Source organism: Peribacillus deserti, assembly GCF_002863585.1.
Taxonomy (GTDB): domain Bacteria; phylum Bacillota; class Bacilli; order Bacillales; family DSM-1321; genus Paraperibacillus; species Paraperibacillus deserti_A.
Genome location: NZ_PGUY01000007.1, coordinates 17,746 through 43,171, shown reverse-complemented (window position 1 = coordinate 43,171; position 25,426 = coordinate 17,746). Strand labels below are relative to the sequence as shown.

General features: G+C 38.1%; 23 protein-coding genes and 1 pseudogene. 4 read left to right on the top strand and 20 right to left on the bottom strand.

Annotation, left to right across the window (positions count from 1 at the left end; translation table 11 throughout):
• Window positions 1-1,082 precede the first annotated feature (1,082 nt).
• The 13 genes from CUU66_RS02510 to CUU66_RS02450 form a co-directional block, all read right to left on the bottom strand.
• Window positions 1,083-1,787 (bottom strand): hypothetical protein, encoded by a 705-nt coding sequence (locus tag CUU66_RS02510; RefSeq protein ID WP_101640108.1) that lies wholly within the window; start codon window positions 1,785-1,787, stop codon window positions 1,083-1,085.
• A gap of 595 nt (window positions 1,788-2,382) precedes the next feature.
• Entirely contained in the window at window positions 2,383-3,159 is a 777-nt protein-coding gene (locus CUU66_RS02505) for an SDR family NAD(P)-dependent oxidoreductase (protein ID WP_101640107.1), read from the bottom strand.
• Between the two features lie 486 nt (window positions 3,160-3,645).
• Window positions 3,646-3,981 carry an IDEAL domain-containing protein gene (locus CUU66_RS02500; protein ID WP_101640106.1) on the bottom strand — a complete coding sequence of 112 codons (336 nt, stop codon included), beginning with the start codon at window positions 3,979-3,981 and terminating at the stop codon, window positions 3,646-3,648.
• Window positions 3,982-4,125: 144 nt separating this feature from the next.
• Window positions 4,126-4,554 carry an RrF2 family transcriptional regulator gene (locus CUU66_RS02495; protein WP_101640105.1) on the bottom strand — a complete coding sequence of 143 codons (429 nt, stop codon included), beginning with the start codon at window positions 4,552-4,554 and terminating at the stop codon, window positions 4,126-4,128.
• Window positions 4,555-5,484: 930 nt separating this feature from the next.
• Window positions 5,485-6,384, bottom strand: a complete 900-nt coding sequence (locus tag CUU66_RS02490) for an aldo/keto reductase (RefSeq protein ID WP_101640104.1) — start codon at window positions 6,382-6,384, stop codon at window positions 5,485-5,487.
• A gap of 375 nt (window positions 6,385-6,759) precedes the next feature.
• On the bottom strand, window positions 6,760-7,476 hold the full coding sequence (locus CUU66_RS02485; protein WP_101640103.1) for an SDR family oxidoreductase: 717 nt from the start codon (window positions 7,474-7,476) through the stop codon (window positions 6,760-6,762).
• A gap of 132 nt (window positions 7,477-7,608) precedes the next feature.
• Complete coding sequence (locus CUU66_RS02480; RefSeq protein WP_101640102.1) at window positions 7,609-8,127, bottom strand: DJ-1/PfpI family protein; 519 nt, start codon at window positions 8,125-8,127, stop codon at window positions 7,609-7,611.
• 242 nt (window positions 8,128-8,369) lie between these two features.
• The gene (gene trxA, locus CUU66_RS02475; RefSeq protein ID WP_101640101.1) at window positions 8,370-8,684 is read right to left on the bottom strand and encodes a thioredoxin; all 315 of its coding nucleotides are present in this window, start codon (window positions 8,682-8,684) and stop codon (window positions 8,370-8,372) included.
• A gap of 985 nt (window positions 8,685-9,669) precedes the next feature.
• Window positions 9,670-10,095: an OsmC family protein gene (locus CUU66_RS02470; protein WP_180955128.1), complete on the bottom strand. Its 426-nt coding sequence runs from the start codon at window positions 10,093-10,095 to the stop codon at window positions 9,670-9,672.
• 351 nt (window positions 10,096-10,446) lie between these two features.
• Window positions 10,447-11,070 carry a nitroreductase family protein gene (locus CUU66_RS02465; RefSeq protein ID WP_257967875.1) on the bottom strand — a complete coding sequence of 208 codons (624 nt, stop codon included), beginning with the start codon at window positions 11,068-11,070 and terminating at the stop codon, window positions 10,447-10,449.
• Window positions 11,071-11,230: 160 nt separating this feature from the next.
• Window positions 11,231-12,682: an aldehyde dehydrogenase family protein gene (locus CUU66_RS02460; RefSeq protein ID WP_101640099.1), complete on the bottom strand. Its 1,452-nt coding sequence runs from the start codon at window positions 12,680-12,682 to the stop codon at window positions 11,231-11,233.
• Window positions 12,683-13,618: 936 nt separating this feature from the next.
• On the bottom strand, window positions 13,619-14,716 hold the full coding sequence (locus CUU66_RS02455) for an L-dopachrome tautomerase-related protein (protein ID WP_101640098.1): 1,098 nt from the start codon (window positions 14,714-14,716) through the stop codon (window positions 13,619-13,621).
• 893 nt (window positions 14,717-15,609) lie between these two features.
• Window positions 15,610-16,284 carry an NAD(P)H-dependent oxidoreductase gene (locus tag CUU66_RS02450; RefSeq protein WP_101640097.1) on the bottom strand — a complete coding sequence of 225 codons (675 nt, stop codon included), beginning with the start codon at window positions 16,282-16,284 and terminating at the stop codon, window positions 15,610-15,612.
• A 435-nt stretch (window positions 16,285-16,719) separates the two neighbouring features.
• Here CUU66_RS02450 and CUU66_RS02445 point away from each other — a divergent pair, with 435 nt between their 5' ends.
• The 3 genes and pseudogenes from CUU66_RS02445 to CUU66_RS02435 form a co-directional block, all read left to right on the top strand.
• On the top strand, window positions 16,720-17,886 hold the full coding sequence (locus CUU66_RS02445; RefSeq protein ID WP_101640096.1) for an iron-containing alcohol dehydrogenase: 1,167 nt from the start codon (window positions 16,720-16,722) through the stop codon (window positions 17,884-17,886).
• Between the two features lie 111 nt (window positions 17,887-17,997).
• Window positions 17,998-18,549 (top strand): DJ-1/PfpI family protein, encoded by a 552-nt coding sequence (locus CUU66_RS02440; protein ID WP_101640095.1) that lies wholly within the window; start codon window positions 17,998-18,000, stop codon window positions 18,547-18,549.
• A gap of 199 nt (window positions 18,550-18,748) precedes the next feature.
• Window positions 18,749-19,033 (top strand): annotated as a pseudogene (locus CUU66_RS02435) (tyrosine-type recombinase/integrase); the annotation flags it as partial.
• Between the two features lie 334 nt (window positions 19,034-19,367).
• Here CUU66_RS02435 and CUU66_RS23935 read toward each other — a convergent pair.
• The 6 genes from CUU66_RS23935 to CUU66_RS02410 form a co-directional block, all read right to left on the bottom strand.
• Window positions 19,368-19,514, bottom strand: coding sequence for a hypothetical protein (locus tag CUU66_RS23935; protein WP_180955127.1), 147 nt, complete (start codon window positions 19,512-19,514; stop codon window positions 19,368-19,370).
• 66 nt (window positions 19,515-19,580) lie between these two features.
• Entirely contained in the window at window positions 19,581-20,132 is a 552-nt protein-coding gene (locus tag CUU66_RS02430; RefSeq protein ID WP_101592857.1) for a DJ-1/PfpI family protein, read from the bottom strand.
• The gene (locus tag CUU66_RS02425; protein ID WP_180955126.1) at window positions 20,125-20,331 is read right to left on the bottom strand and encodes an iron-containing alcohol dehydrogenase; all 207 of its coding nucleotides are present in this window, start codon (window positions 20,329-20,331) and stop codon (window positions 20,125-20,127) included. Before CUU66_RS02425 ends, CUU66_RS02430 begins: the two co-directional genes overlap by 8 nt.
• Before the next feature lie 104 nt (window positions 20,332-20,435).
• Window positions 20,436-20,939: a hypothetical protein gene (locus CUU66_RS02420; RefSeq protein ID WP_101640094.1), complete on the bottom strand. Its 504-nt coding sequence runs from the start codon at window positions 20,937-20,939 to the stop codon at window positions 20,436-20,438.
• A 496-nt stretch (window positions 20,940-21,435) separates the two neighbouring features.
• Window positions 21,436-22,293: a YitT family protein gene (locus CUU66_RS02415; RefSeq protein ID WP_101640093.1), complete on the bottom strand. Its 858-nt coding sequence runs from the start codon at window positions 22,291-22,293 to the stop codon at window positions 21,436-21,438.
• Between the two features lie 502 nt (window positions 22,294-22,795).
• On the bottom strand, window positions 22,796-23,191 hold the full coding sequence (locus tag CUU66_RS02410) for a winged helix-turn-helix transcriptional regulator (RefSeq protein WP_101592854.1): 396 nt from the start codon (window positions 23,189-23,191) through the stop codon (window positions 22,796-22,798).
• Window positions 23,192-23,334: 143 nt separating this feature from the next.
• Here CUU66_RS02410 and CUU66_RS02405 point away from each other — a divergent pair, with 143 nt between their 5' ends.
• A complete protein-coding gene (locus CUU66_RS02405) occupies window positions 23,335-23,853 on the top strand; it encodes a DJ-1/PfpI family protein (RefSeq protein ID WP_101592853.1) in 519 nt (172 codons plus the stop codon).
• 160 nt (window positions 23,854-24,013) lie between these two features.
• Here the strand turns inward: CUU66_RS02405 and CUU66_RS02400 are convergent, their stop codons facing one another.
• Window positions 24,014-25,351 (bottom strand): glucose-6-phosphate isomerase, encoded by a 1,338-nt coding sequence (locus CUU66_RS02400; RefSeq protein ID WP_101640092.1) that lies wholly within the window; start codon window positions 25,349-25,351, stop codon window positions 24,014-24,016.
• Window positions 25,352-25,426: the final 75 nt, after the last annotated feature.

Here is a 25,426-nt window from a genome sequence, read left to right as displayed (position 1 = left end):
GGTCTGCCAAAAACGAATGGTTAAACTATCACTAATGAAAAAAGAGGATTCCCAAAAGTTCCGTGGACTAAGGGGATTCCTCTTTTTTTGTTATGGGCACCTATTAGATTTTTGATTCCACGGATGAAGACTAGAAATTTGCAGTTTCTCCACTCGTTTGAACGCCTTAGGTATGTCTACTTTCTTTATCCGCAAAAAATGCAATTTACATGCGTTTAATTTTGTCGATATCTACTCAGACTTTGTAGATATTTCTCGGGAAATTGTTGAATTCTGAAAAAAGGTGATTTCGAATTACCGAAGCAAAGCTAAATAGTCACTCGGAAAAGACCATTTAAATATCGTTAACGAGCTAAGAAATTATAATCTTTTTCTTATTTACTAATCTTGCTTTTCTTTTCGAACTCTTTTATTAGTTTTATTGCGTTAAATTCCCCTAACTTTTGAAATGGTGATCATTCTGAAGTCGGAAAACCTTTGCTTTATGAGTCATATCATTTGTTGGGATATCGGTTTATGTGTGGATACGAGGTATGGGTTAACACCATGAAAATCATACTTTGAATGGATCGGATTACGGGCGATATTGTCTTATGTATCGGTGTAACCCTAAACTCCGTTTCATTTGACCGTACTCATCTTTCTTTTGTTGGTTATACATAAGGTTCAGCTGTATCGCCTTAAACCTGCCCGTATCGCGTAACGCTATAAGCCCTTCGATGTCCGATTGAATGCAGATAGTCCAAACCATCTTTAGATTTTACTTCTTTTGCGTCTTTGCTTTCAAAGAAAGGAATACTCGTCCAATCCGAATGCTATCATGTTTCCCGTATCGAACTCCGCTTCTCCATTATACATATAGGTATTGGATTATATCGCCCAGTGATATACACAAATCAGCCAACCTAAACCTTGGTTATAAGCAACTCTACTTTGTTAAATGCAGTGCACAACCGCCTGAATTCCGTTTTATGAAGCGAGCTTTTTTTGGTTAAGAAGGGATGTATTTGTTTAGATCTATATCGCTTAAAAATCTGCCATTTAGCCTTCGATTGATTTAGGCATATCGCCCACTGAACCTATTACCGGAATAAGGAGAAAAACCCTCGCCATTTTGCTTTACGCGTTTGTACCGTTACTTCTAAGCGCTTATTAAATTCATTTTGCGAACTCCACTCTTTTTTCTGTTCATCCCGCATATCTTGTAAATCTTTTTGCAAGAGTTCACTTCTTTGTTTTTCCTGCTGGAGCAAGGTTTCGTAATGGGTATTTTGCTGTTCAGTTAATTTTTCAATTTTAGCATTAGTTCTTTGCGCTGAATTTCCAATACTTGAACTTATCACATGATGATCTTGCTGCAGTTGGGAAATCTTTGTTTTAAGCTGTGACATATCGTTTGTCAGTTGGACATTCATTTCACGTGTTGCTGCAAGTTCATTGACTAAAAACATCAAGATCTCTTTTAACTGATTGGGGTCGTGTGGCAGATTTTCATATGTATCGTTTGTCGCAATTTCTGTATCATTGGATCCTTCTATTCTTTCCTTTTGTTCATTCACAAGATCTTTAGCTGTCTCGTCTAGGGGCTTGTCCGTATCGCGTAACGCTATAAGCGCTCTTATGTCAGATTGAACAAAGATGCGCCGGTCCCCATCCTTTAGAAATTCATATCCATTCCGCTCTAAGATTTGGCCATACTTTCGAACTGTAGGAGTTGCAATTCCCACTTCTTCCGCCACTTCCTTGGAAGAGAAAGCCCGTTCATTCGATTGTATATCGTGTCGCATATCGCACCTCCTCGGATTCAATATGAAGGTTTTTATATTTATTCGCAAGAGCCATATCGCCCATATCTAAATTTCGTGTGCGATATGCCCGCTATGGTACTCCTATTTCATCCTAAATATTAGCTGGGCCTCCTGCCCCATGTTTTAGGAAATTACATTCTTGTTTCTCGATGTCTCATATCCTTGCAGTCCTCTTTTAAATGGAAGCGGTGTACAAACCAAACCATTCGGTCATACGGACAATACCAAACTAACTTTTTATGCCACATATAGCTAATACGTAAAAAAGGCCTCCCACCAGTTAAACTGATGAAAAGACCTTCTCTGATAAATGGTTTTGTGAAAAAAGTGAACATTTTTGCTTAATAAAAACAAAAAAATTGAATATTTATTGTATTTCACTTAAAAAACCTATATATCAGGCTGTATGATGTTTATTACATCATGCCGCCCATATTCATTTTCATACTTCTTATAACTTCGTTTCTTACTAAACTGTTAGGGACTATTGAATGGCTGCGGGTGCTGGAAAAAGAGTAATATATATTTTCTTCACCTTAAATCACTTTTAATGGAAACATCTAAGTCTTAAGAGTTATTTGCCCTTTTCCTGTAGCCATTTATCAAATTCAATTGCCACAATTCGTTGCCCAGTAATCCCTTCCGATTTTCCCGATGCCAAAAAGACAATGGGTTTAGCCATTACGCCCGGGTCTAATAACTGAAATCTGCCTTCAAGCTGCTTCTTCACTTCATCAGGAATCATGCCCGTAATGGTGGCTCCTCCAGGAAGCAGCATATTTACTGTAATGCCATAGCTTTTTAAATCCTCTGCCATAATATAGGACAAAGACTCAGTGGCTGCGCGAGAAGGTCCATAAGGGACGAATCCCTTTCGCTTCATTGTTTCATAATTCATAGAAATATTAATGATTTTGCCTTTTCCTCCTTCGACCATAAAAGGAACAAAACCGCGGGAAACCAGGAAATATCCTGTAACGTTTGTATCAATTAAATCACGGAATCCACTTGGCGAAACTTGGAAGAAAGGCTGCGGGTCAGTCAGAAATTGAGGGTTCACCGTTCGCATGCCTATTCCGGCATTGTTTACGAGAACATCAATTTTCCCCCATTCCTTTTTCACCCAATCGACGGCATCATTCACTGATTGTTCAGAACGGACATCCATCGGAAGCTCTACAGCATCTAAACCTTGTCTCGTAAGGTTATGTACAGCTTCATTCAATTTCCCTCCCGGGCGGGACGATAAGGCAACAGTTGCTCCCTCTTTCAGAAGCGCTTCTGCCATTGCATAGCCTAAACCACTTGAAGCTCCGGTCACCACGATATGCTGATCTTTTAATTTCATCATTGTAGACTCTCCTTTAAGATACCTTTTCCTGTCTGTGACCCCTATTTAAAGGGGTCAGGGTATTCCTGGTGAGATTGTGTTAAAACTCGATATCTTGCTGCCTAAACAATATGGGTGGCAAGACTATTGAAATCAGTAAACTCAATAAATAGAATGTCCAAAAAGGGAGGATTCCATTTTGGCAAACTCCGTCTCAATGATTTTACATGTCGCTACCGCAGGTTTCCAGCCTGATGCACTTTACCCTTTATGATAAGCAGTCGAACAATTTTTAAACTTGTTTTTACATTCCCTTTTGACATGGGAAAACCTATCCCATTTTTGGCCAAGGTTAAAAAAAATGGTGATATTTACTTTCATTCTCCACTCGTATGATAGATTGCAGAAAGTCCAAATCAATAGATCCTTCCTTTTCATATTTTTTCGCTTTTTTATCCTCTTCGCAAAATAAATCTATGAAAAATCTATATATAATTTGTATAAGTTTTAATGTACTCCATCAACAAGCTGATTGATTGAGTTTAACTTGGAAGAAAGCTCAATAAACCATTCTTCATCCCCCGTTGATAATGCCAAGTCTATTAGAAATAGAATTTGTTCCTTGTTTACCACCTTAGAAAGCGGGAGCTTCCTAACATCTTTACTTAAAACCGGAATGGTTTTGCCAAGCGTTTCATGATTGTCACTCTTAGCCACCGTTACTTTAACAACTCCATCCAGAACACTCAGTGACTCAATATAACCAATTATTAACTGCCCATCCCCTGATTTCCCCTTAATCCAATCACCTGTTTTCAAAACGGACTTATCATTCGTCAACATCCTTTTTCACCTTCTTAAGTTAATTTGTATTTTATGAATGTAATCAAGAAAGAACCTTTTTTTAAGCTACAGTAATCGGGATAAATCTCCTAGATGAATCTGTAACTTTATTTATTACATTTAATATAAAGAAGTCAACGGCCATCAGTCACAGCCGCTATTTTGTTCTTGATTTACAAGATCGACAACTTCTTTAATTGTATAATTCTTTAAATATTCACCCAAATATTGTTCCGCACCTAAGAAAATTGTAAATAATACTCTTTTCATATTCGCTCCCACAATACACTCTTCATTTGAATCAGGACACTTAGGCTGCAAGGCACCTTCAGAGGTTATCATATATATATCCCAAAGATTGACTTCACACAGATCTAGATTAAAAATAAATCCGCCGCCGGTTCCTTCTTTTGATTTTATAAATCCATGTTTTTTTAACAAGCTTAGCACTTTACGAATGCGTACTGGGTGGACACCAGCACTCTCCGAGATACCATCACTTGTTGACATACGGTCCGGCTGCAACGCAAGATAAGTTAAACTATGAATGGCAAGTGTAAAATCACTATTCATGGCCTGCCTCCTTAGAAATCAACACATCTATCACCTTTTTGCTTTACATATAGCTTCAGCATCTTTTTTAAAAATCCATCAACATAGTGTAATAATAAATATTACAGTTAATCTTGTCAAGTGTCTAATTAGAAGTATGGTATATCAACTCTTAACTATGAGTAAGGAATTCCAAGCATCCTGTAAAGCCTTACGAATTACGTTCTCTTCCTTGAAGGTACGTAAACCAATTTGCGTGTTTTGAAATTATTGTATAAGTAAGCTTCTGCTATTACTTCTTGGTTATAGCAGGGATGCCCCCATTAATAACCTGAGAAATAAATAACCATAAAAACTTTTACCTATCATCACCGATATTAATGAGGTCATTATCTCGCATTTAAGAGAATAAAGGAAGGCTCTTTTCTAAAAGATTGTTGTTTTTTAGTAGTTCGGTGAGCCTATCCTATTGTTAAACAGGTTGATTGGAACGTAAGGTGCGAGACTCCTGCGGGAGCAGCGGGCAATGTCCGGCTCCAGCGCCTAGACCCTCGAGTCATAAGCCAATCGGTCCATGGAAAGGAAAACCGCTTTCCACGGCCCGCTTGTCTTATGCTTGTCGGGTCTGAACAAGGCACTTCCGCTTTTCTATTAGGTGAGACCCCACAGGCGAAGCCGAGGAGGCTCAGCGCCCGCCCCGCGGAAAGCGAGCATCCTGTAGTGGAAAGCAACCCCCATGTTCAATAACAACAAAGTTTGCGAAAACAGCCTAAAGGAAAGAGGAAGAAAGAAATCAGTTTATATAAAACAATCGTAAAATTGGATATAATTGGATCCAAAAGGAAAAGCATGAAAATGTCCTTTAGGACTCTGTTAACAAAATCAGAGTTTGAGAAGGGTTATTGACACGTTCTACTGGGCAAAGAGTACAGATCCTTTGCCCCATTCATTTTATATAATATCCAAAGGTATTTTTCTTGTTGGTTTTGGAAATACCTCGTCAAGTCTGTTTAGATCTTCTATGGTCAATTGAATACTAGCAGCTTGAGCATTGGCTAAAACATGTTCTTCCTTAACAGCTTTTGGGATAGCAATTACGTTGTTCGAACGAATGGTCCACGCAAGAGCAATTTGTAATGGCTGCACATTATATTTTTCTGCAATCTCAATGATGGTTGGATCGCTTAGTAATTGTCTTCTTAAGCTCCCTCCCTGGGCCAGGGGACTATAGGCCATAATTGGCATGTTATGTTCATAATGCCATGGCAGGAGATCATAATCAATTCCTCTAGAACCTAGGTGATACAACACTTGATTTGTCACACATTTTTTTCCGTTAGCGGTATCCAGCAACTCTCTCATATCATCCGTATCAAAATTAGAAACTCCCCATCTTACAATTTTACCATCCTTTCGCAGCCTCTCCATTCCTTCAATCGTTTCTGCCAAAGGAACACGACCTCTCCAGTGTAAAAGGTACAAATCAAGATGATCTGTTCCCAGTCGTTTTAGACTATTTTCACATGCGCTTTCAATCAAATCTAACCCGGAATGATGAGGATATACTTTCGATACTAAAAAAACTTTATCTCTACGACCCTTGATTACCTCACCAACTAAACGTTCGGAATCGCCATTTCCGTACATTTCAGCCGTATCGATCAGCTTCATGCCTAGTTCTATTCCCAGTTGCAAAGCTTTGATTTCTTTGTTTTTCGATTGAGGATTTTCACCCATGTACCATGTTCCTTGGCCAATGCTTGGAAGAAAGGTTCCATCAGGTAAAGGTACTACACGTTTTTCAAGTGAATCCCTAATTTTCAATATATTTTCATGGTCACCTAAACTCATTTTCTTCATTCCTTTCATATCTGACCTTGTTTTTCTTGAACTCCAAATCTTCAATCATTATCTTTGTTGAAAAATTGGTTTATTATTTATAAAGCTCTGTTAAACTTGTCTGTTGATTGCAGCTAGGAGGCGCTCGCGGACCTTAGGGGCGGGCGGTGAGCCTCCTCGGATTCTCCTGCGGGGTATCTCCTGTCCCGCTGCTCCCGCAGGAGTCTCGCACCTGTAACGAGAATCAACATAGTGCAAAAATCAACATTGAGCATTAACATAGCCTTTGCTTTAAAAACAACAATACTATTTAACAAAGCCATTTAAAAAGTAAAAGTGGCTATACATTGTTGTAGTATAGCCACAAAAATAATAATATAATACTCCTTACACCAAGTGAGCCCCGCCATCAATAAGAAGAGCAGTACCAGTTGTAAAACCATTCTTCACTAAGTACACGTAGGCCTCAGCAATGTCTTCAGGCTGTGCCACGCGATTAACCGGCAGCTGCTGGGCAATCTTGCTGTATAAATTTTGTCTGTGCTCGTCAGGCATCCCTCCGTAGAGTGGGGTGTCTACGATACCAGGTGAAACAACATTTACCCTTATAGGGGCCAGATCTACCGAAAGCCCCCTAACCAAACCCTCGATCGCTGAATTGATCGAAGCAAGCGTAGTTGCCCCCTGTGGTGGACGAATTCCATAAACACCAGAGGTCAACGTGATAGAACTGCTATCATTTAAGTACGGAATAGCAGCAAGAACGGTTAAGTATTGCCCCCAAAACTTACTATCAAACGCTTCTCTAACAGACGCGGCAGGTAAGTCACTAAAATGACCCATTGCACCTTCACCTGCTGTAACGACAAGGTGATCAAAATTCCCTACCATTTTAAAGAAGTCTGCAAGTTTTTCCTCACTGCGAAAATCAATATTGTACGCTTCCACATTACCGCCAAGTACATTCTTTGCCTCCGATAGTTTTGCATCAGAACGACTTGCAATAATGACTTGGGCAGATTCTTCAAGAAATGCCTTTGCCGCGGATAATCCGATACCAGAAGTACCTCCTATTACGACCACACGTTTTCCTTTTAATGACATTGTATGAACCCTCCTTAAAAAATTCTTTTTAGGTTGTATCTGAAAACAATATTACATACTATTTTTAGTAAAATAAATAGGGTGGGTTCGAAATTCACTTCCGAACCACACTCTATCCACTAAAATGTAGAACTAGCGTAATGCTTTAACAAGGGCCTTTCCAAATTCTTCCGCTCCTTGTGGACCATCGCCAGTAATAATATCACCATGGGCAACAACGTGTTGTTCAACATATTTAACGTCAGCAGCTATCAATTCGTTCTTTTGAACATCTACTGGATAGCAAGTTGCTTCTCTTCCAGAAAGCAAACCAGTTTTAGCCACTGTAACAGCACCTGCACAAATTCCTGTTACAAGAACTTTCTCATTGTAAGCCTGCTTCAAAAAGCCTTGTAATTCTTGATTTCCCCATAGATGATCATTTGTACCAGATCCTCCAATTACCGAAACAACATCAAATTCTGTGGCCGATACGTCTGAAAAGATAACCGAAGCAGTTGCTTTCCCATCATAATCACCAGTAATATCACCTGCTACGGTGCTGGCAATAGTTACTTCGATTCCTGCATTTTCAAGCTCTTCTTTTGGTTTGAATAACTCATCTTCATTAAAACGTTCTGGCGGTATAATTAAGAGTGCTTTTTTACTCATTATTTTTTCCTCCTCAAAAAGAAAAAGATTTGTTGATAACACTTTTTCATCCATTTGTATTTTTGCTGTAGCTGTTAACAATTTCAGCTGAAATTTGAGCGAGCTGTGTAAGTTCTAGTGTACGGTGAAAACATCAACCGGAAAACTTCCATACATGCAATCGGTGAAAGGGCAGCAATGAGAATGGTATATCAAATACTTTTTTTGTATGTTCAGATATAGATTCATCCTCTTTCTAAAAATTACATATGCTTTGAAATTATTTCTGTCAAAGCTTCTTTTGGATGAAACCCGATAACCTTATCTACAGCCACTCCGTCTTTGAAAAGAATCAGCGTAGGAATGCTCATGACTCCAAACTTTCCTGTTGTTCCTGCGTTTTCATCTACATTAAGCTTGGCAATTTTAACTTTGTCCCCCATTTCACCATCGATTTCCTCCAATACAGGTGCAACCATTTTACAAGGTCCACACCATGGTGCCCAAAAATCCACTAAAACTAATCCCTCTTCAATTTCTTTGCTAAAGGTTTGGTCTGTTGTATGTGAGATAGCCATTTATTATATCCTCCAATTCATTCTATTTTTAATAAAAGTATTTTTTTAATGTTTACAAAAAATACATTATTACCTTTATTGTAATAAAAAAAGTTACAGTTTGTAGTTTATAAAACGCACTGTAGTAAAATAGTTTACAGTATAGACATTATGGAGCAACGGTCTGGTAAATGAACGAAATAAACTACTATTTTAAAAACCACTTTTCAAATTGATTGCTTCCTGTTCAAAAGGAATTACTGTAATTTTAATATTTACAGTTTATAAAGTCAAGAAAAATTAACTCGATATTCTCAATTCCATTATAGTGAGTATACACTGAAGAAAAGTTCTGATTACATTTTGCGTTTTTCACCTGAAGCAGATTTTTGTTTATTTATACAAAAGTATCTGACTTTGCTAATGCCACCTATTACACCTGCGAAGGTATTTTTGTGGTTGTGCTATTTCCGATAGATCTGGTTGAGGAAGGGATTAGTGATCTTAGATTCGAAAACGACTAAGGTCAAAAATAACTTATTTAAAATGAAAGAAGTGAAGGTTGTGATTAGATATAAGTGTCTCCTTTGTGTAAGTCTTAATAGAGTTTACGGGAAAATTTTATGTTTTAAAAAAACCCCTCGTTTTAATTTTGATTTTCAAGCTACATGAAATAGGGTAACAGCAATTCCACTTCATAGTCGAGCCAGATTCACAGACGATTCGTCATTATGAAAGCGCACCCGACATAGAAGGTCACTTTTCATTTAAAGTTGAGAACTATTATGACACTCTTAAATGGCTTTCAAGTCAAAGAATGGTTCGCTTTTTTAATCTTTCGTCATAAACCTAGAGAGGCTACCAGTATATTGCCACAATATTTTTCATTCTTAATTTTAGTTGTTTCCTCACATAAAAAAGGCAGCAGAGTCGCCACCTTAAAATTTAAACACCGTTTTATTTAAAAGGTCTAAAAATAAATTACTACATCTTTGAATGAATCAGTTTATAGCAAAGAAACCTTACCTCGAATTTCAATTTTAACATCTGCTTTTTTCAATAGATTTCCGACTTCGCACCCTTTATCTGCTGCTTCCGTCGCTCTTTGTGCGGATTGAATTTGTTCTTCTGATGCAGCTTTAGATAAAACGATATGAGGATAATGGATAATTTTAAAATCATTATCAGATATATTTGCCTCTGAGTTCACTGTAAGTTCAGCAACAGGCAGGTTTCTGCTTGCAAGTACAAACGTAAGAGATGCTGTATAACAAGTAGTTACCGAAGAAACAAGAATCTCTTTTGGATTTGCTCCGCTGCCACTACCTCCTAAAGATGCAGGAATAGCGATTTTTGTATTAAGATACTCCGCTTTAAGGTTTCCATTCCCATTTACTCCACCATCCCAAACAGCATTCACATTTATTTTCATGTCAGCCATGCTTAACACTCCTTCAAATAAATAATTTTATATTAATATCATGTTCGTGCATGTATGTTTTTTATTCTACAGGTATCGCAATTAGTTCACGAAAGATGAAAAATACGGTACAAAGCATTGATTAGCTTGATGATATCGATAAAACAGTTCTTAATTAAACGTTTGATTAAACATATTAAATATTGAAATACTTTCAAAAAAGAAAAAATTTGGCATGAAACTGGTTTCATATTTTACCCTATAAATAAAGCATCGACTGGCGTTACATCTTTAATGGCGTGACGGTCGATGTCTTGAAATAAAAAAGGAGGACTTAAGAGCCCTCCAGTGAATCCTGTATAGTTAATGGAATGTAGCGATTTTCTCTAAGTCAAAACGATGATGCGGATATCCTTCAGAATCTGCTTTCCCAATGGGTAGAATGCCTGCAAATTTGACATGCCCGGGAAGATTCAGGAGCTCTCTTACTTTTTCCTGATCAAAGCCCAGCATAGGGTTGCTTGAATATCCATATCCTTGAACGGCAAGCATTAGGAACCCGAACGCAATATTTGTTTGGGTTAATCCCCATTGAGCACGATCTTCCACCGTCATACCATTGAAAAAACCTGACAAATTGGCCACTTCTTCTTCCTTGCGCTCTGGAGAAAGTCCCGGATGTACAGTGTCAGCAATATTAGCAAGTACATCCTCCATATCACTTGTAACCACAACAACCGCTGGAGCTGAAGTCACTTGTTTTTGACCATAAGCTGCTTCTTCCAACTTTTCCTTTAAATCGTTATCTGTCACTACATGAAAACGCCAAGGTTGAAGGTTCCATGCACTTGGGGATAAGCGGACCAACTCAAAAATCTTATTTAGGTCTTGCTGAGGAATAGGCTCCTGCTTATATGTGCGAATGCTATGGCGTTTTTCAATTGCTTGTCGTACCGATAGAGATTGTTCTGTTGTGTTCATAGCCATGGTGATCATCCTTTCTAGAAAAAGTCTTAATTAGGTTACCCTGCCTCAAAACAGATTAACCTTTGTTAGTTAAAATTTACACTATGGGAGCATCAGCCTTGTATTTTTACTGGCATGTAATTCTTCAATATATCAATCTCCCATGGAACCGGGGGCTTTGTCAAAACGGATACTCTCTAGGATTTGTTTGGACAGATATCCATTTCGTTGTGGTAAATTCATGCAGTGCCCATTCACCGCCATAACGACCTAAACCGGAAGCTTTTTCTCCTCCAAACGCCACAATCGGTTCATCATTTACCCCTTGGTCATTCACATGAATCATTCCCGTGACGATTTGTTTGGCCACCTCTACACCATGTTCAATAGAGCCGGCATGAACCGCCCCGCTCAGTCCATATTCACTTTCGTTCGCTACTCGTATAGCCTCTATCTCATCCTCTACAACAATGACCCCTACAGCAGGCCCAAATATTTCTTCCTGTGCAATCGGCATGTTATTGGTGACGTCTGTGAGGATTGTAGGAGCAAACACATTCCCCTCAATTTCTCCCTTCAAGGCGTAACTGGCACCCATTTCTAAGCTTTTGTCGATTAATTCTTGAATCCGGCCAACTTGCTTGTTATTGATAAGCGGGCCAACGACAACATCTCTATCCGCTGGGTTGCCATATTTAATTTGAGATGCTTTGTCCACAAGCGCTCTTAAAAACTCTTCATATACGGGACGCTCCACGATAATACGGTTCAACGACATACAGATTTGCCCCGCATTAAGGAACTTACCAAATGCAGCAGAACCAGCAGCTCTTTCTATATCTGCATCCTTAAGTACAATCATGGCATTATTTCCGCCTAGCTCCAAAGCCACGCGTTTAAGATGCCTTCCACACAATTCTCCTATATGTCTCCCCACAGGCGTAGATCCAGTAAAAGAAATAATTTGAGGAATTGGATGTTCAACAAAAGCATCTTTGATTTCAGAGGAACTGCAAACCGTTATATTTAATAACCCTTTCGGAATACCCGCATCTTCAAATAATTTCCCCATGAACAGACCGCCAGAAATCATCGTTTGCAAATCTGGCTTGATGACTACGCCATTTCCTGCCGCTAATGCGGGTGCAAGGGAGCGCATAGTTAGATGAAATGGAAAATTAAAGGGGCTAATGATTCCCACCACTCCAGCCGGGTTATGGTAAATTCGATTTTCCTTCCCTGGTATAACGGAAGGCATAATTTTCCCATGCATCCTAAGCGGAAATGTTGCCGCTTCTTTCATGATGCCAATTGCCCCGTCAACTTCAATGTTTGCTTTCGTATGAGAAGCACCATTCTCATCAATCAGAATTTTAACGATTTCTTCCCTGCGTTCTTTCACTAACTCAACAGCCTTTTCCATTATAGTTACCCTATCATAAGCATTGATCTCTTCCCATTCTTTCTGTGCCTTCCGGGCAGAACGATAAGCTTCATCAATATCCTCAGAATTGGCTAAGCGAATCTGTACAAGGGTTTCTTCACTATAAGGATTTTTATCCTCGTACACTCTTTCTCCGTTTCCCTCCCTCCATTCTCCTCCAATAAATTGCTTATTCCACTTTTCGTACATTTGGGATCATCCTTTCTCTAAGTTTTTGGCCTGGTGAATGTATAACCAATAAGAATGACTGCAACAAAAATCGTTGTCGAAAACATTGGAGAAGTACCATTGTTTCTATTTTGAACTGTTTTACAGTTTTTATTTTTAGATTTCCTACCCTGAGACTGGGTGCTATCGAAGCAAAAAAACACCAACAATTGTTACTTGCGTCTACCAATTTAGGGTGCTGTTGGTGAGAATAGAGGGGTTTGTCGCTAACATTTAGGTGTTTTAAATTCTGAAAAACACATTTTACAAAATTAAAAACCTCTCGGGAAACTCCCAACAGGTTGATTTTAATACATAAGTGGTCAAATTGTGGTCAAACGGCATTAATGTCCCGGATAAACCCTGAACGTATAAGGCCTTTGTAGCCTTTCTTACATCATACCGCCCATTCATTTTTATACATACATAGAAAGAAATAGTGTATGAAAAAAGGCTTTAAGTTAACATTTTTAAAGGTGGACATAAATATTTAAAAATGGGATATAAAGCATCGGGGTACATATAGGATATTAGAGGAAAATTTATATGTAATAAAAAATTAAAAGGATAGATAAGCAGCATTGAAAGGCTCTTATCTATCCTTTTTCGTTACTGGGATGCGGATGATTACATTATTCCGTCCATTTAGTTTCAAACTGTAATATTTTTAACCATAGTAGAAACAAACCACATGTCAGGAGTGTATGCGGCAACACATAGGGTGCTGGCTGGTTAACAATGAACTATAAAAAAGAATTCAGAATAAATTTAAATTTGGTGGATACCCCTTAACGGTTTGGACGGGCCCATCGTTTTAACTTGGCAATCGAATTAAACGGGGCTCCAGTTGGCTCCATGACTGTGTTAAAAATCATAGTGAAAGTCTCTTTTCATTAATTGCATATAATTAAATTTTTCTTATGGAAAGGTAGGAGCAGGAAATTCATCAATTTTCATACGAAGTAAACTATAAGGTTTTTGTCTCAGGTCTTTTCCATAATGAAATCTTGCCTGCCGATGTAATTGGTTCACAATGACATATAAATATTGATCCGGACCAATCGAAAAAGTATCCGGCCATAAAATTCTCGGATCGTGTGCGATGGTTACCATTGTGGCATTCGGCAATATCTTTCGAATGCTATTGTTCTCATAATCTCCAGCATAAACGGCCCCTTTTGCATCTGTTATCATTCCATCAGAAGCACCTTTTTCTCCCCAATACTTCACATGATAATGTAAATCCCTGTCCGGTATATTTCTGTCTCTCAATGCTTCTGTTGAAATCGAGAATAGATGACGGCTTGTTAGTGGACAAAAAAATAATACCTTTCCATCAGGAGAAATCGCAATACCGTCAGACGCCAATCTAAATGGAGAAGTCCCGCCATCTTTATTTCGATTCATCAACACTTTTCCTTCTACTTTCGGTATCATATAGGGATCGGGTGACGTTGAATTTGCTCCATTTAACCGTCTAAACGCGTTTCCATTTTCTAAATCTACGACGATAATAGCTCCTGGTCCTTTGGAAGAAGAATCTGTTATATAGGCATAACCTGCGTTTCCAATACGAAAATCAAACCGGACATCATTCAGGTAAGTTGTTGGAAGGACAACATCTTCTGTAAATGTATATACTCTTCTGATTGTATTGGTTTTTAAATCAACAGCAACTAATTTCGCCCCACCTTTAATAGGTTCAGAAAAATTTGGCGCCGCTGTATCTACTACCCAAAGCGTTCCCCTTCCATCAGCCACTACACTTTGCACACTAATGAAGGAATTAGTGATATTCTCGAGGTTAACTATATTGGTTTCTAAATTAGGATATGGCTGCAATTTATCCCCAACAATTTCCGCCACCGTAAATTTAACGTCGTCTCCCCATTTTGGAAAGCAAATGAAAATACGTCCGGTCTCTGAAACACTAACACCTGTAGGCATTGCCCCATTAAATGCAAAAACTAGTTCTAACGTACCGAAATATTTTTCAATAGGTAATATAGGTTTCATGATATGATCCTCCTCATCAAGTTCGCACGGGATATCACCTATATATGATTAAAATTTTTTCTAGTGCCTGGTCTGTTTATCGATCATAAAATTGTAGGTTATGGCATCTAATCTGTGTGGCCCGCGGGGGGCTGTACAAAATAGCCACTTGTCAACATTCCATCTAAGATACACCCATCATCGTTTCTACCTGAGGCTGGTGTCTCACTTAGACAGTCGAAAACATATGTACCTTTAGTAACCCAATAAGTGAAAAAAGAAGCCTCCCAAAAGTTCAGTGAACTGATGAGAAGCCGCACCCTTGATGGGTAGCACTCATGGGAGATTAATCCTAATTCTGGTTGTTGCTCCAGCTGCACTTATTTTTACTCCACCGAGAAGGGCCTGAATTCAAGCCATGTACCACAAATTTTAGATCTAACTTTTATGAGGCCCAGCCTTTTTGAGTCTATTTTTGTATGCCTTTTTTCAGTTTTTATTTTCATGGGAGTTCAGGAACAGGAATTATTATCACTCTAGATTCAATAATATGTATTTGACCCCATACTGTTGATACAGACTAAAGGAAAAGGATTACGAAAAAAATGATTTAAAAGCTGATCTATAGTCAGATCAGCTTTTTTGAATGGTGATTGTTATGTCAGTACTTAATTTGCATTTCTCTGATATTTGATGAACTACTCTTTTTATCTGTTCCTTCATATTATTATCTCTATATATTAGAGGGAAATTGTTTTTTTAAGTAACGCAGGCAATAGGTAAAAGGGTAAGTTCACCGAGGGGTGAACTTACCCAAAATCCCAAAGTGGCCTTGTACATAATCCGAATGTTAGGATTAAATTCAAGTCTTATGTTGTTTTGTAATCATCTTTGCACTAGAATTCTTTACTTTGTTAGTTAATCCACTGTACAACATCTTCCATAGTTCTTCGCGTTTTCGGACGCGTCGGATCCTCGGCGCGATAGCCAAAGGCAACCATAGCAGATACAGCAAGCTTGCCATTTTCAAGAAGTCCTTCCTTCTCCAAAATCTCATTTACTTTGTCATAGCTAAAGCCTTCAATCGGACAAGAGTCAATGCCGATTTGCGCCGCAGCGGTCATCATATTGCCAAGCGCAATATATGTTTGCTTGCTCGCCCAATCAAACAATGCCCGGTCGCTTTCAAACAGGTGCTGATCTTCCTCTTGAAAACTTCTGTATCTAGGCTTCAGTTGCTCTAGCAAATCATCAGGCATATGCTTCACATGCTTCTGCAACTGCTGCACATACTCAGAATCATACCTTACATCTGTACGTGCAAGAATAACAACAAAATGGCTTGCAGTCGGTAGCTGTCCTTGGGCACCCCATGAAACCTCTCTTAGCTTTTCACGAAACTCCTTATTTTGCACAACAAGGAATTTCCATGGCTCGTATCCAACAGAACTTGGGGACAACCGGCCTGTTTCTAAAATGAATGTAAAATCCTCATCGGAAATTTTCTTTGTTCCGTTAAACACCTTTGTTGCATGGCGAAAGTTGAATGCAGAAAGGATGTCCAGTTTTTTTGTATTTTCATTGCTCATGATGAATTGAACCTCTTCTCATAGTAAAATTTCAATTTGATACTAGCTGACATATTGTATACGATTTAGCTTCCTCTTAACAAATAATTAGTTCAGGCTTTCATTCTATATTATGTTAAAGTGAAAATCTTCTTACTCTAAATACTACTTTACTTCATTCGTGCCATCTTAATTTTCTTTTATTCTAGACAGATCCACTAACAGGCAGTTTAGTAAGAAAAGCTCCTGCCTAATTGAGTAATGAAATAAAAGGGGTGATTTGGATTTGGAAAAAATTCCAGAGAAACATGAAATATTACTTGATGAAGAAATTGATGAACAGAAAGTAGTTAGAGATGACCTTAAGTTTAACAATTAGTTGATTTTTGTTTTTTTGACATAACCTTAGGGGAAAACTGTTACAGTTCCATTACGAAAGAAAAGGAGAGAGCACATATGTACCGTTTTACAATTCCGAGAGATGTTTACTTTGGGGAAGGGTCGCTGGAAGTATTGAAAAGCCTTAAAGGGAAAAAAGCGACCATTGTTATTGGAGGTCAATCGATTAAAAAGTCCGGTTATTTGGATAAAATCGAATCCCATTTGCGTGAGGCTGGCATAGAAACCCAACTAATTGAAGGCGTTGAAAACGATCCATCAATAACAACCGCCCAAAACGGGGGCAAGAAAATGGAAGAATTCCAGCCGGATTGGATCATTGCCGCTGGTGGTGGATCGCCACTTGATGCGGCAAAGCTAATGTGGATTTTTTACGAAAACCCTGAGCTGCCATTTGATCAGATCAAGGCTCCCAACGTACTGCCGACATTGCGTAAGAAGGCGCGTTTCATCGCGATTTCAACAACTAGTGGAACAGGCAGCGATGTATCACCATTTTCTGTTATTACAGACTATGATAAGGGAGTTAAGTATCCGGTATTCGGATATGAGATCACGCCCGATATCGCAATTATTGATCCTGAGTTGACGTATTCCATGCCGGCTCCCATTGTAGCTTATACGGGAATGGATGCCTTAACACACGGTATAGAAGCTTATGTGTCCACTGCGCATAACTCTTTTACTGATCCGTTGGCAATGCAGTCGATCAGGCAGGTTGTAGAAAATATAGAAAAATCCGCATCTGGTGATAAAGCTGCAAGAGCAGAAATGCATTATGCACAAGCCATTGCAGGCATGGCCTTTTCAAATGGATTCCTAGGAATTGTCCACAGCCTGTCCCATAAGAGTGGGGCGATTTTTAAAATTCCGCATGGAACAGCTAATGCACTCTATCTCCCGTACGTAATTGATTATAATAAAAAGGCTGAAAGTTCAAGGTATGCTGACATTGCAAGGATGCTTGGTTTAGATGGTAGCACAGACGATGAATTAATTGATTCATTAACAGAACTGATACGCCGCTTAAACAAATCTTTAAATCTTCCGCTCACTTTAAAGGAATTTGGTGTGGATGAGGCAGAATTTCACAAACACCTGGACCAGATGGCCGAGGGGGCTGTTGAAGACCCGTGTACTCCATCAAACCCGAGACAAGTATCAATAGAGGATATGAAAAAAATCTACATTGCTGCTTACAACGGAGATAAAATCAACTTTTAATGAGAGCCTGAAGAGTCAGTAATATTTCGTTTGTGATAATGCGAAAACCAGGATAAATGTTTTTATTCCTGGTCATTCTAGTCTTATATATGATGAATGTGAGGTATGTTCATGAGTAAAAAAGTATTAATTGTTACGGGTGATGCGGTAGAGGCACTTGAGGTATTTTATCCCTACTATCGCTGTCTCGAAGAAGGTTATGATGTTACCATCGCTTCCCCTTCTATTAAAAAGCTGCGTACCGTCAGTCATGACTTTATAGAGGGAATGGAGACATTTGAGGAAAAACCTGCGTATCGCCTCGAATCACATGTTGCATTCAAGGATGTCCATCCTGAAGAATATGACGGATTGATCATTCCGGGAGGACGTGCGCCAGAATACATCCGAATGTTTGATGAAGTGCCAAGGATTGTGGGCCATTTCTTTGAAGTGAATAAGCCGGTTGGAGCGATTTGCCATGCGGCACAGCTGTTGACCGTAATTCCAGATTTGATGAAAGGCCGGGAATATACAGCGTATCCTTCTGTCGAGCCGGATGTAAAAGCTTGTGGGGCTACGTATATCAACAAGAACGTGCATATTCATCAAAATCTTGTTTCAGGTCAGGCATGGCCAGATTTACCAACATTCATGAGGGAGTTTATCACCTTACTGAAGTAGGCTCTTTGTGACAAGTCAAGTTTTTACGTTTTTAAGAAAAAGGGAATACTCTTTACTTACAAGCAGCTAAACTTCCAATGGAAGGCAGCTGCTTATTTTAGTGCTGAAAATAACAAGAATTGTTTTTTATTGGTATGAAATTGGGCATGTTATAACGACAACGACAATAGTTAACTGGTAAAACACGGAGGTCCATTACTTCCCTCGAGAAGATGGCCATCCGCAATTAAGGAAAGTTTTTGAAACAAGACTAAAGAGGCTGCTTAAAATAGCAGGGATAGAAAAAAATATTACGCCACACTCTTTCCGGTATACTCACACTTCTTTATTAATCGAAGCGGGTGTAGGTATAAAGGAAATCCAGCAGAGATTAGGCCACACAGATATAAATACTACCATGAATATCTATGCTCATATGACCGCGAATATGGAAGAAAAGGCCTCCCAACAATTCAGTAAACTGATGAAAGACCTTCTCTTATAGTTGTATATCTAATTTTGCGGACAAATCCGCGGACAAATAAAGTCCTAACAGGGTTAAAACCTTGATGTAAAAGGGTTTATAGACCCTAATTACATCATGCCGCCCGTAGGCTGCTAGAGTGTAATATTGTTAACGAGAGGTGCGAAAAACGCGGTAAATCAACGTTTTGGATATTGTTGGCTGTAACATCTTTAACGGTGATTTACCGTTTTTTATGGGATTGCGTTAGCAAAATGTTAACATTCTTTTTAGGTCTTTAGATAACCAAAATTGTTTTTTATAACTAGACATATTACACGGCTTTGGTGATGGTGGGAGATGATTATATGCTGGGTTACCCTATGCTTCTTCCTCTCTTCCACTCCGATTTCTCGAATGCTTTTACCCACCTTATAATCGGGGTACTGTCTTCCATACCATGCTTTTTTGTAAATATATACCAATTTACCCTTAATTTAAATTCTTCATTAAATTTAGCCATAATAATACACCCCAAAAGTAGTTTTCACTCTAACTTTTGGGGTGCAGTACTCGAATAAGTTTACAATTACTTCAGCATGTTAATAAATTCCCTCATGAATGTTGGTAAATCCGGCCATGCCTGACCTGACACAAGATTTTGGTGAGTATGCACGTTTTTATTTATATACGTAGCTCCGCAGGCTCTTACATCAGGCTCAACAGAAGGATAAGCTGTATACTCCCGGCCTTTCATTAAGTCTGGAATGACAGTCAAAAGCTGTGCCGCATGGCAAATCGCCCCAACTGGCTTATTGGCTTCAAAGAAATGGCTGACAATCTTTGGGACTTCATCAAACATGCGAATGTATTCTGGCGCACGTCCTCCCGGAATGATCAATCCGTCATACTGCTCCGGATTAACATCTTTGAAAGCTACATGTGATTCAAGGTTGTATGCTGGTTTTTCCTCAAATGTCTCCATTCCCTCTATAAAATCATGGCTAACTGTGCGCAACTTTTTAACAGAAGGGGAAGCAATGGATACATCGAATCCTTCTTCAAGACAACGATAATAAGGATAAAAAACTTCAAGTGCCTCAACAGCATCTCCAGTAACAATCAATATTTTCTTACTCATAAAAATACCTCTCATTCAACTTTTTATTAGAAATATTAGTGTTTACAAACACATATGCTTCAATACCATGTGTCAAAGCATCCATACCCGTATAAGCTACGATCGAAGCCGGCCTGGAATAAGTTAACTCTGGATCAATAATGGCAATGTCAAGCGTGATTTCATAACAAAAAAACCGGATACTTGACTCCCTTATCATAGTCCGTAATTTTCCTTAATGAAGTAGGGGAAGCTGTATCAGTATTCTCTTATTATTTTTTAAAATCACATAATAATTCATAATTAAACTATAGTTAAAGGTTACTAATGAGCATACTCAGGATCTCTCTCAACGTTTGCACCCAAAATGACTTCTGTGTTGAGTTTTAATAACTTGTCCAAAAACCTTATGGTTCCTAAGACTATTTGGATGTGTTCCTCTGTTTGAACGTTTTCCATTTTCTTTTGTTCAATCAGATCATTTATAACTTGGTTAAACGCATTGGTTTTGATGAGCCATTCCCCAACCAGCTCCTTTGTTGCATCTCTCTCAAACTCGTTTTTCACAGCAAATAAGCTTTCCGTTTTTGTTTCCCTTAGTGTCATACAACTCATATCAGCATTCATACGGATACGAAAATAATTCTTTCTACTGTCATAATATTTTTCTTCCTTTAACAGAAAATACTCTACCCCTATTGTAATTTCGTAAAATGGGGCTATCTCTGTAGAATAATGAAGTTCTTTAACCTCCACATTTTCCACAAAGTCTAAATAGGTTTCCATACCGTATTGGGTATTTATTATTTTCGCATCCAATACATTCATATTTTTCACTCCCTTTTCACCTTGCGGATTGAGTTAATATTTACAGCTTGTTTACTAAAATATCTTCATTCTTCCTACTAAAAATTGTTATGTGTTCTTATTCCTTACGTTCTCTAACTTTAAATAAGATTGGCTCACGGCATAGATGTTAGTATAATACCTACAATAAAACATTCACAGTACGCACTTTTTTAATATATAGTATATAAATATATATATATTATACTTTTATATACCAATGACTTTTGTTCGTTTTAAATAAGATTACATAAAACAAAAAGATCCCCGTCAGTGTTACGAGGATCTTTAAAACTTTTTAGATAATAGTGTTGAAAAAAATTACCGAGCATTAACGGTTCGTTGAGATGTTTTTGCTTATCACTGCGTCATCGGCCCTGCAGTTTTCTGTAGGTGTAATCACACCTATACAAATCGGTATAATTTACCTACCATTAAATATTATCCACTTTAAAAAATCTTAACGGTTCAAACAATATTAGGATTTTTCGGAAGAATTTGAATTGGGTAATATAAGCGACCTATCTATACCAGATGTTTCACAAACATAGGAAGCCTCCATTATAGCTTTTGGATCTTTTGCTAAAACAACACTTTTTAATTTGGAAAAAATGAACCTGTCGGTAATACAATATATAATCTTCTTTCTTTGACCTAAAAACCCGCCCTCCCCATACAAATATGTGATGCTGATGTTTAGATTTTTGATAATACTATCTCCTACTTCATCAGGTTTTTCTGAAATAATCATTACAGCTTTCCCGTGATTTAATCCATCTAAAACATAATTAATCATTTTCGTCACAATATAAAAAACGGCTAGAGAGAGCATAGCCTGTTCTAACGAATAGACAAAGGCCGTAATCGTAAAGATGGCAGAATTCACTGCTAATAAAAATGAAGCAATTGGAAATCGATAGTGTTGGTTAAACCAAATTGCAAGCATTTCTGTGCCGTCTATTGCACCACCAAATTTTACAACAATCCCTATGCCTACACCTAAGACTACTCCGCCATATAAGACAATTAACACGTCTGACTGAGTAATAGGCGGGATTGATTTAAATAGTACTAAACCAATGGTGGTAATGATATTTGCATACAGAGTTCTAATTACAAAGGTTTGCCCAACTTCTTTGGATGTAAAGATTAAGATAGGAATGTTTAATCCCAATAACACAACATAAATTGGAATTCCCCATATTGCATTCGCCATAATCGATAACGCTGTAACACCACCATCTACTAGCCCGTTTGGTGCTAACATTGTTTCTATTCCCAAGGCAACCATTGATGCCCCCAAAGTTATAAACACATATTCAACAAATTTATTCATAATCACACCCAAAATTAAATTGTTTTATTCTTCTGTTATGATTAACAGGAATGCTATTTTTCATAGAAATATTATTTGCATCTTTCCAGATTGTAACCCTTTAAGCATTCCATACCGATCATTAATCACAAAAAGAACCCCAGGTCTTGGCTTATTTAAAGTCTACTTGTGGTATTATTCTTTATTTTTTTGTGAAGCTTGTTACCTAATACACTTCATTTGAAGGACTCAATCATGTTTTCTATGTAGTTTTTCCAGCAACTATTAGAATCCTTGGCAACTTAGTCTTGCCTTCTTCAGTGCGCAAATACAAATATAATTCTGATAAACTCGGTTTCATATTGTACCACGTTCATATTACAAATATTCCTTTTTCTGGGTTTTCCACTGCTTTCCCAAATTTATTCATGGTAAATTCCCCAGGAATGACGTCTATAGCATGCCAGTAATGAAGTGGATCGACATAATACAAACTGCTGATTTTTTAAAAATAGTGAAATCATTAATTGTCAGTTTCCCTTTTTGGAGAATGAATATCTTGTTTAATTTGTTTTATTCGCTTTTTGCCCCACTCATACATCATTTCAACAATTGGTTGTAAAGTCATTCCGAGTTCAGTCATCGAATATTCAACTTTTGGAGGAACTTCAGGGAAAACTTCTCTATGGACGACTCCATCTTCTATAAGTTCACGCAATTGATTCGTTAATATTTTATGTGATATTTTCGGGAAAAGTCTCTGTAGTTCACTGAATCGGTGTGGTCCCTCAACACCTAAATGCCATAAAATAACAATCTTCCATTTACCACTAATGATGGATAAGGTGAGTTCTTTTTCACAGTTATAATCACCCTTTAAAATCTTCTGTCTGATTTCTTCTCTTAATGTTTCTGACATTGCTTTTTAGCCCCCTTTTTATTTTACCAGTAACTTTTAGGTAACCTCCGCACAAAAAAGTGCAGTCTTCATAATGTAGATCTCCCGTTGTACAATTGGGTTCAGTCATATAGACCAGTTTTTTATTATTAGGAGGCAAATTTATGAATAAAAAAGCATTACTTATTATTCCACCGGAACGATTTAATGAAGATGAATTATTTCAACCTAAAACAATATTAGAAAATGCTGGAGTTGAAGTAACCCTAGCAAGCACTAAAACAGGTGAAATTACCGGCGACTATCAAGGCAAGGCAAACGCTGAAGTAATCTTCTCCGACGCTTCAGCAATTGATTATGATGTCGTAGCTGTAATTGGCGGATCTGGTACGAACGATCATCTATGGGGAAATCTAGAACTACTAGAATACTTAAAGCAAGCATATCAGCAAAAAGTTCTTGTAACAGGAATTTGTGCAGGAGCCGTTACTGTAGCTAAAACAGGTTTACTTTCCGGACGAACAGCAACATGTTATCCAGTTGATGTGCAAATTAACGAATTGAAAGAAAATAAGGTAGAATATATTCAAAAACACGTCGTTGCACATGATGATATTATCACTGGTGATGGCCCAGATGGTGCCAAAGAATTTGGAGAAAGCCTAATCGCTGCTTTACGCTAAATTTTTGGTTTTTACTATAAAAGTTTGATGAATTTAAAGCCTTCAAGATTTATTCTTGAAGGCTTCTTTACATATATACTAATATTTCAGTAATGGAAATCCGCAGCTCCCTGCATGATAACCGAGTTTCTAAAGATTCTCTGAAATCTACAACCAAACATTATTTCGATAAACGCTCCAGGATAGCAGCTTTTTCTGCTTCATAACCAGGTTTGCCAAGTAAAGCAAACATATTCTTTTTGTATGCTTCGACTCCTGGCTGGTCGAATGGGTTAACGCCTAGTAGATGACCACTAATCCCGCATGCCTTCTCGAAAAAGTAAACCATCTCACCGTAAGTGAACTCATTCATTTCATCCAGTTCAATCACGAGATTAGGTACTTCCCCATCTGTATGGGCTATAAGGGTACCCTGAAATGCACTTTTGTTGACTTCATCCATTGTCTTACCGGCTAAGAAGTTTAACCCATCGATATTATCCGGATCTTCATGAATGGTTACATCAATTCGAGGTTTCTTAATCTGTAAAACTGTTTCTATAAGGTTTCGTCGGCCTTCTTGTACATATTGCCCCATGGAATGCAAATCCGTTGAAAAATCGACAGAAGCAGGAAAAAGCCCTTTTTGATCTTTCCCTTCACTTTCCCCAAACAGCTGCTTCCACCATTCCGATACGTAGTGAAGGGAGGGCTCATAGTTAACAAGCAATTCGATAACTTTGCCTTTATTGTAGAGTGCATTTCGCACTGCAGCATACTGGTAGCTCTCATTTGTCAATAAATCAGGATTGTTGTATTTACGAGCAGCCGCTGCTGCCCCTTCCATCATTTGATCAATATCGAGTCCTGCTACGGCAATTGGTAAAAGACCAACTGCTGTTAGCACAGAATACCTTCCACCAACATCATCCGGAATAACGAACGTTTCATAACCTTCTTCGTCCGCAAGCTTTTTTAATGCGCCTTTTTTCTGATCTGTAGTAGCAAAAATACGTTTTCTCGCCTCTTCTTTTCCGTATTTTTTCTCCATATAGTCACGGAAAATACGGAAAGCAAGGGCTGGCTCTGTCGTTGTTCCTGATTTAGAAATGACGTTAACAGAGATATCCTTCCCCTCTAATAGCTCAAATAAATGAGAGATATAAGTAGAACTGATATTCTGACCGGCAAAATAAACATGTGTCTTATTGTTCATCTGGTTATGAAAGCTATGGGACAGAGATTCTATAGCTGATCTTGCCCCCAGGTACGAACCACCAATACCAATTACAACCATTGCGTCTGAATGTTTCTTGATTCTTTCAGCAGCTTGTTTAATTCTTTCAAATTCACTCTTATCATAGTTTAGTGGCAAATCGACCCAACCAAGATAATCAGAGCCGGGGCCTGTTTTTTCATGTAGCATTTTATGAGCTACTTTTACAAATTCACTTAGATTATCTACTTCACTCTTTTTCATAAATGCTAATGCATTGGAGTAATCGAACGAAATAGTCATACATCACTTCCCCTTTCAATCAACTTTAGCTTTGCTGCTACAATCGGAGATCCTTCTCCGTAAAAGAGATCTCTC

Bases quoted from the DNA above. Each gene is read 5' to 3' on its own strand.
- CUU66_RS02500 (WP_101640106.1), bottom strand. From the start codon at position 3,981: ATGTTGACGAATGATAAGTCCGTTTTGAAAACAGGTGATTGGATTAAG.
- CUU66_RS02510 (WP_101640108.1), bottom strand. From the start codon at position 1,787: ATGCGACACGATATACAATCGAATGAACGGGCTTTCTCTTCCAAGGAA.
- CUU66_RS02490 (WP_101640104.1), bottom strand. From the start codon at position 6,384: ATGAGTTTAGGTGACCATGAAAATATATTGAAAATTAGGGATTCACTT.
- CUU66_RS02430 (WP_101592857.1), bottom strand. From the start codon at position 20,132: ATGAGTAAGAAAATATTGATTGTTACTGGAGATGCTGTTGAGGCACTT.
- CUU66_RS02450 (WP_101640097.1), bottom strand. From the start codon at position 16,284: ATGAGCAATGAAAATACAAAAAAACTGGACATCCTTTCTGCATTCAAC.
- CUU66_RS02495 (WP_101640105.1), bottom strand. From the start codon at position 4,554: ATGAATAGTGATTTTACACTTGCCATTCATAGTTTAACTTATCTTGCG.
- CUU66_RS02480 (WP_101640102.1), bottom strand. From the start codon at position 8,127: ATGAGTAAAAAAGCACTCTTAATTATACCGCCAGAACGTTTTAATGAA.
- CUU66_RS02410 (WP_101592854.1), bottom strand. From the start codon at position 23,191: ATGTCAGAAACATTAAGAGAAGAAATCAGACAGAAGATTTTAAAGGGT.
- CUU66_RS02405 (WP_101592853.1), top strand. From the start codon at position 23,335: ATGAATAAAAAAGCATTACTTATTATTCCACCGGAACGATTTAATGAA.
- CUU66_RS23935 (WP_180955127.1), bottom strand. From the start codon at position 19,514: ATGGCTAAATTTAATGAAGAATTTAAATTAAGGGTAAATTGGTATATA.
- CUU66_RS02455 (WP_101640098.1), bottom strand. From the start codon at position 14,716: ATGAAACCTATATTACCTATTGAAAAATATTTCGGTACGTTAGAACTA.
- CUU66_RS02465 (WP_257967875.1), bottom strand. From the start codon at position 11,070: ATGGCTATGAACACAACAGAACAATCTCTATCGGTACGACAAGCAATT.
- trxA (WP_101640101.1), bottom strand. From the start codon at position 8,684: ATGGCTATCTCACATACAACAGACCAAACCTTTAGCAAAGAAATTGAA.
- CUU66_RS02425 (WP_180955126.1), bottom strand. From the start codon at position 20,331: ATGATAAGGGAGTCAAGTATCCGGTTTTTTTGTTATGAAATCACGCTT.
- CUU66_RS02485 (WP_101640103.1), bottom strand. From the start codon at position 7,476: ATGTCATTAAAAGGAAAACGTGTGGTCGTAATAGGAGGTACTTCTGGT.
- CUU66_RS02460 (WP_101640099.1), bottom strand. From the start codon at position 12,682: ATGTACGAAAAGTGGAATAAGCAATTTATTGGAGGAGAATGGAGGGAG.
- CUU66_RS02420 (WP_101640094.1), bottom strand. From the start codon at position 20,939: ATGAATGTATTGGATGCGAAAATAATAAATACCCAATACGGTATGGAA.
- CUU66_RS02415 (WP_101640093.1), bottom strand. From the start codon at position 22,293: ATGAATAAATTTGTTGAATATGTGTTTATAACTTTGGGGGCATCAATG.
- CUU66_RS02470 (WP_180955128.1), bottom strand. From the start codon at position 10,095: ATGAAAATAAATGTGAATGCTGTTTGGGATGGTGGAGTAAATGGGAAT.
- CUU66_RS02445 (WP_101640096.1), top strand. From the start codon at position 16,720: ATGTACCGTTTTACAATTCCGAGAGATGTTTACTTTGGGGAAGGGTCG.
- CUU66_RS02505 (WP_101640107.1), bottom strand. From the start codon at position 3,159: ATGATGAAATTAAAAGATCAGCATATCGTGGTGACCGGAGCTTCAAGT.
- CUU66_RS02400 (WP_101640092.1), bottom strand. From the start codon at position 25,351: ATGACTATTTCGTTCGATTACTCCAATGCATTAGCATTTATGAAAAAG.
- CUU66_RS02440 (WP_101640095.1), top strand. From the start codon at position 17,998: ATGAGTAAAAAAGTATTAATTGTTACGGGTGATGCGGTAGAGGCACTT.